Below are 13,373 nucleotides of genomic sequence, written 5' to 3' on the forward strand. Positions count from 1 at the left end.
CCATGAGCGACATACTCAATCCGTCGATGCTGCAGGGCGACGACAACATTCCCGGCAACAACTACGCGTACTACATGCAGATGACCAAGCCCTGGATCATGTCCAAGGGCGCGATGATCGCCTACTACGGACAGATGCAGTTCCAGGCCCTCGTCCAGGGCATGCAGACCACGATGATGCAGCAGCTCGCCGGAACCATCAGCGCGCCACTGTATATGGGCGATTTCATCATCGCCCAGGGACAGGGCACGCTCATCATCGGCGACCGCGGATACGACATCAACTCGTACGATCTCGAGGACGGCAACCTGACGGTCCGCGCGGCGAACCTGCTGGCGTTCGAGCCGGGACTGCAGCTCAACCAGTCGATCGTCCCCGGCTACCTCACACTCATCGGCAGCGGCAAGTTCCTGGCGTCATCCAACGGACCGGTCATGTTCGCCGAACCACCACTACGCGTTGATCCCGAAGCGCTTGTCGGGTGGGCTGATTGCCCGTCCCCCAGCCATCACTACGACCAGGGTTGGGTCACCGGATTCATGGCCGCCGGTGCGGCCATGATGGGTGCGGCCAGTGGAGAAGAGCAGCAGTTCGACTTCACCGGATCCGGCACGGTCCTGATCCAGTCCAGCGAGAAGGTCATCAACGACCACAATCTGGTGCGGAGCCTGGAAAGCCAGATTCCGGGTCTGTCCTCGGTCGGTCTCACCCGCCTGAACCAGACGATCCAGTCGCAGATGGCACAGCAACAACAGATCCGCTGAGCGGGGAAGAACACCGGGCGCACCCGACACACAAAAGCCCCCCACGGCCGCGGGGGGGGTGGCCGTGGGGGGCTTTTCGCCGGGTGATGCGGGCTGCACATCACCCGCGGTCTGGTGTCAGGCGACCTGCGCCTGCCACATCCAGTGCAGTTGTTCGAGCCGCGCCGCAAAGCCGATCAGCAGATCCTGGGTGACCGGATCGGCCTTCTCGGTCGTCTCGATACGGGCCCGCAGACCGTCGACAACAGTCTTGATATTGGCGACGATCGCGGTCACCACGTCGACGTCCTTGGTCCAGCCCTCGTCGATACCCTTGGTGCCGGCGGTCTTCGCCACGGTCTCGGCCCGACCATCCGGGCTGACCCCGATCGCGGTGGCGCGTTCTGCTGCCGCGTCGGTGAAGTCGCGGGCCGTGGTGACCAGTTCGTCGAGTTCGAGGTGAACCGAACGGAACTGCTGGCCGACGACGTTCCAGTGGGCCTGCTTGGCGATCAGGGAGAGGTCGATCATGTCGACCACTGTCTCCTGCAACGCCTTACCTGCCACGGCCTGCTGATCTTGGGTCAACGTGCTGGTGATGGGATTCGTCATTCCGCTACCTCCTGGTTCGCGCAATTGATGCCGATGGGTTGCTTCGAACTCCGACGATCCCATCGAACGGCGCGGGATCTGTGGTCTGAAGTTCTGCCACTCTGGATCGTTCAACCAGAGCGAGCAGACTCCTATTCCCCGTTTCGGACACCTTCTTCGACCCGTTTGCCGAGATCGGCGTCCACGTTCTTCCAGTACTCGAACACGCGGGAGAGAACCGGTTCCCGGACACCACCGCGTACGTGACCAACGATGTTGCCCACCAGTCGTTCCCGGGCGTCGTCGTCGAGCACCTCGCGGTAGAGGATCCCGGCCTGCGTGTAATCACCGTCTTCGGCGTGCTCGATGTAGCCGGCGCGAACTGCCCGCCCGTCGAACTCCCACAGTCCCTCGTCACCGGCCGCCTGCGGGTCTGCGTGTGCCCCGCCAAATGAATTGGGCGCGTACACAGGCGTGTTCGGGTCGTTGAAGGTGTAGGCCATCGCGCCTTCCTTCGAGTAGGAATTGACCGTGGTCGCCTTGGCCGAGTTGACCGGCAGCTGGGCGAAGTTGGCGCCGATGCGGTACCGATGCGCGTCGGCATAACTGAAGACCCGTCCGAGCAGCATCTTGTCAGGCGAGAAGCCGATTCCCGGAACCACATTCGACGGTCCGAACGACGCCAGCTCGATTTCGGAGAAGAAGTTCTCCGGATTCCGGTTCAGCGTCCACTTGCCGACCTCGATCAGGGGGTAGTCCTTCTGCGACCAGACCTTGGTCAGGTCAAACGGATTGAAGCGGTAACCTTCGGCTTCATCCACCGGCATGACCTGGACCTTCATGGTCCACGTCGGGAACTCGCCACGCTCGATGGCCTGGTACAGATCCTGACGATGGTAGTCGGGATCGGTGCCGGCAAGTGTGTCTGCTTCGGCCTGGGTCAGGAACTCGATGCCCTGATCGGTTTTGAAGTGGTACTTGACCCAGAAGCGTTCACCTGCGGCGTTCACCCACTGGTAGGTGTGCGAACCGAATCCGTCCATGTGCCGCCAGCTCTTCGGGATGCCTCGGTCACCCATCAACCAGGTCACCTGATGCGCACTCTCCGGACGTAGCGTCCAGAAATCCCACTGCATGTTGTGGTCGCGCAAACCCGAACCGGGCAAACGCTTTTGGCTGCGGATGAAGTCGGGGAACTTGATGGGATCCTTGATGAAGAAGACTGGCGTGTTGTTGCCGACGAGGTCGTAGTTGCCGTCTTCGGTGTAGAACTTCATCGCGAAGCCGCGCGGGTCGCGCCAGGTGTCGGGGCTACCCTGCTCGCCGGCGACCGTCGAGAAGCGGACCAGCGATTCGGTCGTCTTGCCCGGCTGCAGGAACTTGGCCTTGGTGTACTTCGACACGTCCCCGGTGATGGTCAGCTCGCCAAATGCGCCGCCGCCCTTGGCATGCACAACACGCTCCGGCACGCGCTCACGGTTGAACTGGGCCAACTTCTCGATCAGATAATGATCGTGGAGCAAGATCGGCCCCTGGGTTCCTGCGGTGAGTGACTCATTGTCACTCGACACCGGAATCCCAGCATTCGTGGTGGTCCGTGGGTTCATTACTTCCTCCTGTTTATTTCGCGCCGAGGGCGCTCATGCGTTTTGAAAGGTGTTGCACTACAGGAAATGTGCGGCTTCCGGCGCCGATACCGATGGTCGGCGACAGTGGCCGTCGAAGGGTCGACCCTTACTCGGCTTGTGCCTGGCATTGCGGGCAAAGACCCCAGAATGTCACTTCGGCCTCGTCGATCTTGAAGCCGTGACCGGTTTCCGGCTGCAGGCAGGGGGCCATCCCCACCACGCAGTCGACGTCGCGGACCTCGCCGCAACTCCGACACACCAGATGATGGTGATTGTCGCCGATCCGGCTCTCGTACCGGACCGCAGAACCGGCCGGCTCGATACGCCGCAACAGTCCCCGCTCCGAGCAGACCCGCAGTACGTCGTACACGGTCTGTGTGGACACGCCCCCGAGCTGTTCGCGGACGCGAGTAGCAACGAAGTCGGCGGTGGAATGCGGATGGGTCTCCAGCAACTCGAGTACAGCCACCCGTGGCGCTGTCACCCGAAGGCCCACCGCACGCAGCTGCTGCTGTGTGTCGAGGGAAGGCTGCTGGAAACTCATGACACTGACCATACCCCCTTTTCTGGAATGAGTCCAGATTATTTCTGGACTCATTCCAGTAACCGGAAAGGGCAGGTCGCGGGCCCTGATCTCGACCGTCCGAGTGATTGAAAGAACTCGACACGGGGAACCACTGCTGGGTGACCACCCCATCGAACGACCCCATCGAGAACCCCTCGAAAGAGACAGACGCCGCCGGGCAACCGGACACCGTCTCGCTGACCGCTCCTGGCCGGCCGGATGGATCGCGCCCGATCGCACGCGCACTGCTGGCAGCGGAGAGCGTAGAAGCGGTCGACGGCCCTGCGAACGCGCTCGCCGGAATTCTGAACACCAAGTTTCCGCCGGCAGCCCTGACATTCCTACGAGGCCAATGGCTGGGACATCCACTTCATCCCATCCTCGTGACCGTCCCCATCGGAGCCTGGATGGCCGTGCCGTTACTCGATGCGACCGGCCAACGCGCTGCCGCCCAGCGTCTGGTCGCATTCGGTCTCATGGCCGCCGTTCCCGCCGGCGTCACCGGCCTCGTCGAATACACCACACTCGACACACCCCAACGTCGGGTTGCGGTATTCCACATGGCGACGAACACGATCGGGCTCGCCTGCTTCGCTCGCTCGTGGCGAAAGCGTCGGCGTGGCAACGCAGTGCGGGGATCGATCTGGTCACTGGCAGGACTTGCCGTCTCCGGTGTCTCAGGTGCACTGGGTGGGCATCTTTCGTACGCCCAGAGCGCAGGGGTGTTGCGGGAACGGTGATTGCACGCTCACCGGAGATCCAGCTCAGGGCATCCGGACATTGATCCGAAGTCGGACATCACCACAAACGGTGTCGCCGAGCACCTAAGCTGGGAACATCCGACTGGGCTGGGAGGCCATGATGTCGAAATTCTCACTGCGTACTGCAGTACGTCTGATTGCGAGCGCCGCGCTGATCACGGCAACGATATCCGTGGTGGGAGCGCCGGCAGCACAAGCCGCGGCGACCTGTCCAGGCGCCGGGCAGGCGCCGGTTCTGGTCGCCCGGGTCCCCGGTGCCGCACTCGAAGGACTCACCGTCGATCCCGCCGGTCGTCTCTACACCACAGATCTGGTCAGCGGCCGCCTGTTCCGGATCGATCGTCCCGGGGCCGGGGCGGTACCGGTGGCGACCGTCCCCAATGGCGGCGGTGGAGCCCTGGCCTGGACCCCGGACGGCACGCTACTGGTTGGTTACGGTGCCGATGTCCGGGTTCTCGTCGGTGACGTGCTGCGCGCCGCCTCGATCGGGAAGTTCAACCCGGCCACCGGCAGCCTGACGCCGTTTGTCACGGGCCTGAGCGCCGCGAACGGTATGGACGTGGCAACAAACGGAACCATCTACGCCACCAACGATTTCGGCGCGCTGGTCGGCAGAGTGTTCCCCAACGGGGCGGTTCAGCCCGATTGGGCCAGTCTCCCGAGCGCCAACGGAGCGGTCCTGAACAGCGACGACACCTACCTCTATGTCTCACGCACCTTCGTGAATCCGGGGGTCAGCCGCATCCCGGTCAACAATCCCGGAGCCCCGCAGTCCCTCGTCACGTTCGCCGGTGGCGACGTGATCGCGGCCGCCGACGGGCTGACCCTGGATTCGCAGAACCGGCCGATCGTCCCCACCGACATCAGCGGTGAGATCCTGCGGGTCAACGGCCCCAACCAGTTCTGCGCCCTGGCTTCCGGCCTTCCGGCGTCGAGCGTGGTGTCCTACGGCCGCAGCGACTCCGGGTTCTCCAAAGGACGTCTGTTCCGAGCCGGTTTCGACGGCAACATCTACGAAATCCCCGGCGCTTTCGATCCGAACGCGACCACCGCAGCCCCCTGACCCCCCACCGTCGACCGTGCCGATAACACCGTCGACCGTGCCGTAATCGCAACTGAGCGTGCCGGAATCGTCACCGCGGGACCGCCAGGGAACCGAGTGGGGCACACTCGGTGGTCGGTTCGGCACGCTCGACGGTCGGTTCGGCACGGTCAACGGAGTTGGTCGGCGATGGCGGTGCGGGCCGACTCCAGCAGGGTGGTTCGGTCCGGCACAACCACATCCTGCGCATGCGGGGCCGGCGGACGGTCGATCACGGGCGCATCGGGCGCCTGGTCCGCCGCGGCGTGCAGCAGCCGCGCACAGGAGTGGTCGCCGAGTTCGTCGAGCAGATCGGCCAGATTGCGCAACGCCGCCCACAGGTGCGTCCAATTGCCGGTGCTCGCAAAGTAGTCGATCACCTCGCGGTATCCATCAAGCGCTTGCCGGATGCGGCCGCTGCGTGACCGCACGGTGAGCAATCCGACCGTGGCCACGCCGATCAGGAACGTCGCACCGGTGGTCCTGGCCAGTTCGATCGTACGGAGATAGTGCCTTTCGGCGATCAGTCCGTTGCCGGCGAAGTTCTCGATCTCGCCGCTCACGTACTCGTTCCACGCAACCATCGAGGGGAAGTTCGCACCGGTACTGCCTCGACTGTTGTATGTCCGCGCAGACTCGATATCTCCGGAATAGACGGCCGCGAGCGCCGCGACCCCCAGCGGCTCGGCCGGCCTCGGCGTCACTTCCTCAGCGGCCAGGCAGTATTCGCGAACTTCCGGATAGTCGCCGCGGGCCAGTGCCGTCACCGACAGGGTGGCCAGGCACGTCCAGGTCTGGGACGGATCGGTGGCACACCCCAGCCCGATCCGGGACAGTTCGTCGGCGCGGGTGTGATCCCCACCGTGATACGCCGCTTCGGCGGCCACACCAAAGGTGAACGCGGCCTGGGGGTGCGCGAGGAGGTGGGGGTCGGTCGCCAATTCCTGAGCCCACTCGCGCAATTCGATCAGGTCGCGGTACGAGATCGCGTCGAAGAGTGAGTTGATCATGGATACCGCCGCATCCGTCGATCCGCGGCTCCGGGCCAGTCGCCACGCGGCACGCAGATTACCCAGTTCGCGGCGCAGATCCGCATCCGCCTCGGGTTCGCGATCGGTCATCATGGCCGCACCGATTTCATGGGACCGTCGGATCGCCCAGTCCAGCAACAGTTCCTGCGCCGACTCTTTCTCCTCGGCAGCGGCCAGCCGGTCCATACCGAAGGTCCGTATCGTCTCCAGGATCCGGTATCGGGCGGTGCCGCCGGAGACGTCGACGACGATCATCGATGCATCAACCAGCCGGGCCAGAATCGCACCGGGGTCGCCGGGTATCCCCAGGTTCGCCGAGAGTTCCTCCGCTGCGGTCAGATCGATGCCGTCGGCGAACACGGTCAAGTGCCGGAACAAGCGGCATTCATCGGGCTCCAACAGGTCGTATGACCACTCGATCGTCGCTCGCAGGGTGCGATGCCGCAGGTCGCCGCTCGGTCGTCCGCCACCGAGCAGATCCAGCGACCGATCCAGGCGGTCGCGCAGGTCGGTAAGTGTGAGGGTCGACAGTCGTCCGGCGGCCAACTCGATGGCCAGCGGTATCCCGTCGAGACGGCTCACGATTTCCCCGACGATGGCCAGTCGTGGAGCCGTCGGTTCGAGATCTGGGCGGATGCGGCGACCACGTTCGATGAACAATTGCACCGACGGCGCCGTCGAACCATCATGATCATCGGCCGGCAAGGGCAGCGGCAACAGGCGCCACGCGAATTCTGTTGGAATCCCCAGTGATTCCCGCGAGGTTGCGATGACGGTCAACCGGGGGCAGGCATCGAGGAGGCTGACGATCACATCGCGAGCCGCGTCGAGCAGGTGCTCGCAGTTGTCCACCAGGATCATCAGCTCGCGGTCACCGAGCACCGCGACGCAAGCACTGACGACGTCACCCCGAACCACGTTGACGTTCAACGCCGCCGCGAGCGCATGCGGTACGGCCGCAGGGTCGGTCAACGGCGCGAGCAGAAGCACCGTCACGTCCGGTGCGTCGCGGGCGATCTCCAACGCGACACTCGTCTTGCCCACGCCCCCGGGTCCGACCAGCGTGACCAGCCTTTCCTTCACCAGCAGCTCGCGCAGCTCGGCCAGCTGCCGATCGCGACCGATCAGCCGGGTCCGTGGCAGCCGAGGCCTTGCCTCCGACGGCACCGCGGACGGTCCGGCGGCGCCGCCGGCTATCTGCCGCTCGAGTCTCGACAAGGCCGGGGAGGGATCCAGTCCCATCTCGTCGGCAAACCGTGCGCGGAATCGTCGTCCGACAGACAGTGCCTCCGACGACTCCCCGGTGGCCGCCAGAACACGCATCGCCAGCAACACCGCCGGTTCCCGCAACGGATCACCTGCCAGCCACGAGGTCGCCAGACCGACGACCTGACCTGCGACCCCGGCTTCGATCGCGCTGTGGATCAGAGCGTCGGTCACATCGCGGTGCAGCTGATGGCATTCGGCGACCGCGGTGGCGATATCCGTGACGTCCGTGAGGTCGGCGAGCAGCGGTCCTCGCCACAGTTGGTGCGCCTCCCGAAGCAGTTCCAGAGCCTCGGCCGGATCGTGCTCCAGTCGACTTCTGGCCTGCGCCAACAGATGTCGGGCCTGCGATACATCGAACTCCGCCGGTGCCAGCTCGAGCCGGTAGCCGGCGGCTACCGCCCGTAGTCGCCCCGACGCCGGACCGAGATGTCCACGCAGGCGCGAGATGTGCGCCTGGAGCGCGGCTCTGCCCGACGCCGGCGCCTCCGACACCCACAGCGCGTCCACCAACTGACCGGCCGGGACCGTCCGGCCCGCCGCCAACGCGAGCATCGCCAGAACCGCCCGGCGTTTCGGGCCTTTCACGTCGACCTGCATGCCGTCGACGACCAGACGGAGCGGACCGAGGACCTCCACCCGGATTGGCGGCGACGTCGCATCATCGACCATCGCCCACCTCCTGTCAGTGCCGTGCATGCCGGTGTCAGCGACGTGTCTGTCACTGCATCGACGCTGTTCAGTGTGACCGGTTGGACCGGTCCACCGCATCAGTTACTCACTCGAAGGAGCAGTTGAGATGGATGAGAACAAGATCATGGAGTTTCTCGGCCGGGTCGTGACCGACATGGGAGCGGCCGGCGCGGCCGGTTCGATCACCGTGGGCAACCGCCTCGGCCTCTACCGCGCACTCGCGCAGGGCCCGGCCACCGAAGAAGCATTCGCACGGCGAACCGGGTACGACGAGCGGTACCTCACCGAATGGCTGCGCGGTCAGGCCGCCGGCGGATACGTGGCGTACGAACCGTCCACCGGGGAGTTCTCATTGACCGACGAGCAGGCGTTCTGCCTCGCCGATCCGAACGGACCGAACGTGTCGGCCGCGTTTGTGGGTGTCCTGGGCTACCTGCGTGCCGAGCCTGCGATCACCGAGGCCTTTCGCACCGGCGCCGGTGTCGGCTGGCACGAGCACGATCACAGCGTGTTCACCGGTATCGACGCCTTCTACCGTCCGGGCTATGCCGCCGAGCTGATCCCGAATTGGATTCCCGCGCTCGACGGGGTGGAGGCGAAACTCACTGCGGGGGCCGCGATTGCCGATATCGGTTGCGGTCTGGGGTCGTCATCGGTCTTGTTGGCCCAGTCATTCCCCCGCAGCACGTTCGTGGGTGTGGACTACCACCACGAATCCATCGACCTCGCGCGCAAACACGCCGCCGAGGCCGGGGTCGGAGATCGCGCCACATTCGAAGTCGGGACGGCACAGGACTTTTCGGGCCACGACTACGACCTGATCACGATGTTCGACTGCCTGCACGACATGGGCGACCCGCTCGGCGCGGCCCGGCAGGTGCGCAAGGCCATCGCCGGCGACGGCACCTGGCTCCTGGTCGAACCGGCCACCGCCGAGAACGTCGAGGATACGTTCAATCCGGTTGGGCGCCTTTACTACAGCGGATCGACGTTCCTCTGCGTCCCCAATGCCCTGTCCCAGCCCGGTGGTTATGCCCTCGGCGCGCAGGCACCCGAATCGGCATTGCGCCAGATTGTCGACGAGGCCGGATTCACCAGGTTCCGGTTGGCCGCACAGACCGCGTTCAACAACGTCTATGAGATCCGCCCCTGAGGCGTCCCGCACCACCCAGAGAGGTCGACATGGACATCCCGGTTGTCGCCGGCGGCGTCGCCACCGCGGTGTTCGCGTTCAGCACACTGCCGATGTTGACCAAGGCATGGCGCACCAAGGACGTGAATTCCTACAGTCCCGGCAACATCGCCCTGGCCAACATCGGCAATCTGATCTATCTCGTCTACGTCCTGCATCTCCCGCTCGGACCCGTCCTGGTCCTGCACCTGTTCCACACGTTGAGCACCGGACTCATGCTGTTCTGGTACGTGCGCTACGTGGTGCTGGCCCGGGGCGGCGGCCGCGCTCGGCTAGATCACCAGGCCGAGCAGCAGGACCACGATCAGCCCGGCCACCGACAGAACGGTCTCCATGATCGACCAGGTCTTGACGGTCTGGCCGACCGACATTCCGAAGTACTCCTTGACCAGCCAGAACCCGGCGTCGTTGACGTGTGAGAAGAACACCGAACCCGCGCCGATGGCCAGCACCACCAACGAGAGTTCGCCGCTGCTGAGTCCGTCGAGGAGTCCGAGGATCAGCGACGACGCGGTGATGGTCGCGATGGTCGCCGAGCCGGTCGCCAGCCTGATCAGTGCGGCGAGAACCCAGGCCAACAGGATGACCGAGATGTTGGCTTCCTTGGCCCAGTCGGCGAGGAGGGTACCGATTCCGCTGTCGACGAGCACCTGTTTGAATCCGCCACCCGCCGACACGATCAGCAGGATGCCGGCGATGGCCGGAAGTGCTGCGCCCGTGCACTTTGCGATGGTGTCGCGGTCCATGCCGGAACCCCGCCCGAGGGTGAACATCGCGACGACGACGGCGATCAGCAGGGCGATGACCGGCGTGCCCATCACGTCGAGGATCTGCCGGACGATCTGATCGTCGTTCTCGATGAAGATCTCGGCGATCGCCTTGCCCAGCATCAGGACAACCGGGAGCAGCACGCTGAAGATGGTGATGCCGAAAGACGGCCGCTTGCTGGTCTCACCGTCGGACGGGTCCGCGTCGAACGTGGTCGGGACCGGCAGCACAACCCACCGGCCGGCGAGCTTTCCGAAGAGCGGGCCGGCGACGATGATCGTCGGGACCGCGACCGCAACACCGAGGGCAAGCGTCGTGCCCAGATCTGCACCGATGACGTCGATGGCGACGAGCGGACCCGGATGCGGCGGCACGAATCCGTGCATCGCCGACAGACCGGCCAACGCCGGGATACCGACGGTGATCAGCGACAGTCCCGAACGTCGCGCGACGAGGTAGATCACCGGCATCAGCAGCACCAGGCCGATCTCGAAGAACATCGGCAGGCCGATGATCGCGCCGACCAGCGCCATCGCCCACGGCAGCATGCGCGGGGAGGCGTGTCCGACGATCGTGTCCACGATCTCGTCCGCGCCGCCGGAATCGGCGAGCAACTTGGCGAACATCGCGCCCAGGGCGATCAGGATGCCGACGCCGGCGGCCGTGGATCCGAATCCGGTGGTGAATGAGTCGAGCACATCGGGGATCGCCTCGCCGGCAACAATTCCCACGGTGAGTCCACCGCCGACCAGTGCGAGGAAGGGATGGAACTTCGCGACGGTGATTAGGAGGACGATCACCGAGATGCCGGCCAGCGCCGCCAGGATCAGCTGCCATCCCGGCGCGACGGGTTCGGGCAACTCCGTATCGGCTGCCAGCACAGCCATCGATGCGGCGTTCATCAGTTCTCCTCGGTGATGTTGGGGTCGGCGCCGGCGGCGGCGACATAGGCCTCGACGATCTCGTCGATGGTTTGGTCGATGTCGATCTCGTAGCCCTGCTCATCGGCACCGAGGGGCTCGAGGGTCTCGAACTGTGAGGCGAGCAGCGAGGCCGGCATGAAATGTCCCGGCCGGCTCGCCTGTCGGCGTCCGATCAACTCCGCGGTACCGGACAGGTGCACGAATCGCACCGTCGGGCAGTGCGCGCGAAGCTGGTCGCGATACTTGCGCTTGAGTGCCGAACAGCTCATCACGCCGCCGTCGCCGTGTTCGGCGAGCCACTGGCCGAGCGTCTCGAGCCAGGGGTACCGATCATCGTCGTCGAGGGGATGGCCGGCCGACATCTTCGCGATGTTGGCCGCCGGGTGGAAGTCATCGGCATCGGCGAACGGGACCCGGAGACGTTGCGCGAGCGCGGCCCCGACAGTCGACTTGCCCGAACCCGACACCCCCATCACAACCAGAGCTGATCGCATACTTCTCCTCGCCACATCCTGCTCACCCACCGCAGTTCCCAGCTTCAATAGTCATACTTTTGTAAGGTTGTCCGTCATAAAACCAGTTCTTTGGTACACGAGCAAGCGAATGAGAAGATAATTGCGTGGCATCTGACACAACCGTGGGTGAATTGCATGGCAATGTTGTGACCGATCTCGGAACCCGGATCGTGTCCGACCACCATTCCGCCGGTGATGTGCTGACGCTCGACGGCGTCGGCAAGCACTACGGGGTGTCGCGGACGGTCGCGCGCGAAGCCATCCGGGTCCTGGAATCCATGGGCATGGTGGCCTCCCGCCGTCGGGTGGGAATCACCGTTCAGCCCAAAGCGATGTGGAACGTCTTCGACCCACGGCTGATCCGCTGGCGCCTCGACGCGGGCGAGCGAACCGAGTTCCTGTTGACGCTGTCAGAGTTGCGCCGCGGTTTCGAACCGGTCGCCGCAGCGCTCGCCGCCGAACGCGCCGACGAGCATCAGTGCCGCATCCTGGCCGCCGCCGTGTCGGACATGGTGGTACACGGCCGGTCCGGCGACCTCGACCAATACCTGCTCGCGGACATGATCTTTCACCGCACCCTGCTCGAGGCGAGCGGTAACGAGATGTTCCGGGCACTCAGCGATGTGGTCGGTGAGGTCCTCGCGGGACGGACCCATCACGGCATGATGCCGACCCGCCCCAACCCCGCCGCGATCGACCTCCACGATCAGGTGGCACGGGCCATCCGACTGCGGGATCCGGCCGACGCGGAGCGGGCCATGCGCGAGATCATCGTCGAGGCCGCGGCCGCCGTCTCGAACCCCGGCAGCGATCAGTAGCGACTACCGGGGCGGAAGATCTGCGTCGGCTTCATCCGCTGCGACGACGGCAACCACTGATTGACGCCGCGCCGCAGGGCGAACAGCGCGGAGAACAACAACAAGGTGAACTGCAGCCAGCCGATGATCCGAATCGCAGCAGGCACCGACGAGTAGTCGAAGAGCAGGTCGATGCCCATCGGGATGCACAGGAGCATCACCAATGCCATCGTCACGTAAATGTTGCGGGCGCCGCGACTACGGCGACGACCGACCGCGACCAGCAGCGGGTACTGGACCGCCAGCAGCACAAGGGTGGTGATCAGCATGGCCGGCGGGAAGAATCCGGCGATCGACTCGATCTGGTCGGCAGGTGCGGCGTTGCTCGGGTCGTCCCGGACGCCCTCCTGGAGACGTTCCTTCAGCAGGTCGGTGATCGAACCCAGATTCGCGAACCCGTAGATCACCCCGATCAGGGCGGCTCCCGCGGCACCGAGCCACAACAGCCAGGCGTGATACAACGACGCCGGCGGTGGGGTGTCGTCTTCGAGGTCGGCGTGGTCCTTGTCCTTGGAGGTCCGGCCCTGCGCGATCCTGGCCATGTCGGCCGCATCGAGTTCCGCCAGCGACGGCATACCGGCCAGATCAGGCGGCACGATCGCCGAGTCGCCCGGCGCCACCTCTGACTTCTCGAGGTTCGCTCGGTCGCGCTCCGGTTCAGTCGGCTGATCCCCTGGGTCCTGCGTCACACCGTCGATTGTTGCACCCGCCACCTGTTCGCCGACCGCACCCCGTCACCGGCAAAGTGAAGCGAGTTTG

At 65.0% G+C, this 13,373-nt stretch carries 12 protein-coding genes; 5 read left to right on the forward strand and 7 right to left on the reverse strand.

Annotated elements, in window-relative coordinates; translation table 11 throughout:
• The first annotated feature begins 2 nt into the window (after nucleotides 1-2).
• Nucleotides 3-764: an AIM24 family protein gene (locus AC51GT_RS23480; protein WP_496326414.1), complete on the forward strand. Its 762-nt coding sequence runs from the start codon at nucleotides 3-5 to the stop codon at nucleotides 762-764.
• A gap of 117 nt (nucleotides 765-881) precedes the next feature.
• On the opposite strand, the gene AC51GT_RS23485 is transcribed toward AC51GT_RS23480, so the two are convergent.
• The 3 genes from AC51GT_RS23485 to AC51GT_RS23495 all read right to left on the reverse strand — a co-directional run bounded on the left by AC51GT_RS23485 (nucleotide 882) and on the right by AC51GT_RS23495 (nucleotide 3,506).
• Nucleotides 882-1,355, reverse strand: coding sequence for a Dps family protein (locus tag AC51GT_RS23485; RefSeq protein ID WP_496326413.1), 474 nt, complete (start codon nucleotides 1,353-1,355; stop codon nucleotides 882-884).
• Nucleotides 1,356-1,486: 131 nt separating this feature from the next.
• Nucleotides 1,487-2,941 carry a catalase gene (locus tag AC51GT_RS23490; RefSeq protein WP_496326412.1) on the reverse strand — a complete coding sequence of 485 codons (1,455 nt, stop codon included), beginning with the start codon at nucleotides 2,939-2,941 and terminating at the stop codon, nucleotides 1,487-1,489.
• A 127-nt stretch (nucleotides 2,942-3,068) separates the two neighbouring features.
• Nucleotides 3,069-3,506 (reverse strand): Fur family transcriptional regulator, encoded by a 438-nt coding sequence (locus AC51GT_RS23495; protein ID WP_496326411.1) that lies wholly within the window; start codon nucleotides 3,504-3,506, stop codon nucleotides 3,069-3,071.
• Nucleotides 3,507-3,646: 140 nt separating this feature from the next.
• Between AC51GT_RS23495 and AC51GT_RS23500 the strand changes: the two genes are divergently transcribed.
• Both AC51GT_RS23500 and AC51GT_RS23505 read left to right on the forward strand, forming a co-directional pair.
• The gene (locus AC51GT_RS23500) at nucleotides 3,647-4,267 is read left to right on the forward strand and encodes a DUF2231 domain-containing protein (protein ID WP_496330334.1); all 621 of its coding nucleotides are present in this window, start codon (nucleotides 3,647-3,649) and stop codon (nucleotides 4,265-4,267) included.
• Between the two features lie 121 nt (nucleotides 4,268-4,388).
• Nucleotides 4,389-5,351: an SMP-30/gluconolactonase/LRE family protein gene (locus tag AC51GT_RS23505; protein ID WP_496326403.1), complete on the forward strand. Its 963-nt coding sequence runs from the start codon at nucleotides 4,389-4,391 to the stop codon at nucleotides 5,349-5,351.
• Nucleotides 5,352-5,500: 149 nt separating this feature from the next.
• On the opposite strand, the gene AC51GT_RS23510 is transcribed toward AC51GT_RS23505, so the two are convergent.
• Nucleotides 5,501-8,338 carry an ATP-binding protein gene (locus AC51GT_RS23510; protein ID WP_496330335.1) on the reverse strand — a complete coding sequence of 946 codons (2,838 nt, stop codon included), beginning with the start codon at nucleotides 8,336-8,338 and terminating at the stop codon, nucleotides 5,501-5,503.
• 127 nt (nucleotides 8,339-8,465) lie between these two features.
• Between AC51GT_RS23510 and AC51GT_RS23515 the strand changes: the two genes are divergently transcribed.
• Nucleotides 8,466-9,512, forward strand: coding sequence for a class I SAM-dependent methyltransferase (locus AC51GT_RS23515; protein WP_496326401.1), 1,047 nt, complete (start codon nucleotides 8,466-8,468; stop codon nucleotides 9,510-9,512).
• A gap of 311 nt (nucleotides 9,513-9,823) precedes the next feature.
• On the opposite strand, the gene AC51GT_RS23520 is transcribed toward AC51GT_RS23515, so the two are convergent.
• The gene (locus tag AC51GT_RS23520; protein WP_496326400.1) at nucleotides 9,824-11,221 is read right to left on the reverse strand and encodes a GntT/GntP/DsdX family permease; all 1,398 of its coding nucleotides are present in this window, start codon (nucleotides 11,219-11,221) and stop codon (nucleotides 9,824-9,826) included.
• The gene (locus AC51GT_RS23525) at nucleotides 11,221-11,736 is read right to left on the reverse strand and encodes a gluconokinase (RefSeq protein WP_496326399.1); all 516 of its coding nucleotides are present in this window, start codon (nucleotides 11,734-11,736) and stop codon (nucleotides 11,221-11,223) included. The genes AC51GT_RS23520 and AC51GT_RS23525 overlap by 1 nt, the downstream gene beginning before the upstream one ends.
• 125 nt (nucleotides 11,737-11,861) lie before the next feature.
• Between AC51GT_RS23525 and AC51GT_RS23530 the strand changes: the two genes are divergently transcribed.
• A complete protein-coding gene (locus tag AC51GT_RS23530) occupies nucleotides 11,862-12,575 on the forward strand; it encodes a FadR/GntR family transcriptional regulator (protein WP_496326398.1) in 714 nt (237 codons plus the stop codon).
• Here AC51GT_RS23530 and AC51GT_RS23535 read toward each other — a convergent pair.
• Entirely contained in the window at nucleotides 12,569-13,303 is a 735-nt protein-coding gene (locus tag AC51GT_RS23535) for a hypothetical protein (protein ID WP_496330336.1), read from the reverse strand. The two genes, AC51GT_RS23530 and AC51GT_RS23535, sit on opposite strands and share 7 nt — an antisense overlap.
• Between the last annotated feature and the right edge of the window lie 70 nt (nucleotides 13,304-13,373).

The organism is Williamsia sp. z34 (genome assembly GCF_059553395.1).

Bases quoted from the DNA above. Each gene is read 5' to 3' on its own strand.
- AC51GT_RS23490 (WP_496326412.1), bottom strand. From the start codon at position 2,941: ATGAACCCACGGACCACCACGAATGCTGGGATTCCGGTGTCGAGTGAC.
- AC51GT_RS23485 (WP_496326413.1), bottom strand. From the start codon at position 1,355: ATGACGAATCCCATCACCAGCACGTTGACCCAAGATCAGCAGGCCGTG.
- AC51GT_RS23510 (WP_496330335.1), bottom strand. From the start codon at position 8,338: ATGGTCGATGATGCGACGTCGCCGCCAATCCGGGTGGAGGTCCTCGGT.
- AC51GT_RS23515 (WP_496326401.1), top strand. From the start codon at position 8,466: ATGGATGAGAACAAGATCATGGAGTTTCTCGGCCGGGTCGTGACCGAC.
- AC51GT_RS23520 (WP_496326400.1), bottom strand. From the start codon at position 11,221: ATGAACGCCGCATCGATGGCTGTGCTGGCAGCCGATACGGAGTTGCCC.
- AC51GT_RS23480 (WP_496326414.1), top strand. From the start codon at position 3: ATGAGCGACATACTCAATCCGTCGATGCTGCAGGGCGACGACAACATT.
- AC51GT_RS23495 (WP_496326411.1), bottom strand. From the start codon at position 3,506: ATGAGTTTCCAGCAGCCTTCCCTCGACACACAGCAGCAGCTGCGTGCG.
- AC51GT_RS23505 (WP_496326403.1), top strand. From the start codon at position 4,389: ATGTCGAAATTCTCACTGCGTACTGCAGTACGTCTGATTGCGAGCGCC.
- AC51GT_RS23525 (WP_496326399.1), bottom strand. From the start codon at position 11,736: ATGCGATCAGCTCTGGTTGTGATGGGGGTGTCGGGTTCGGGCAAGTCG.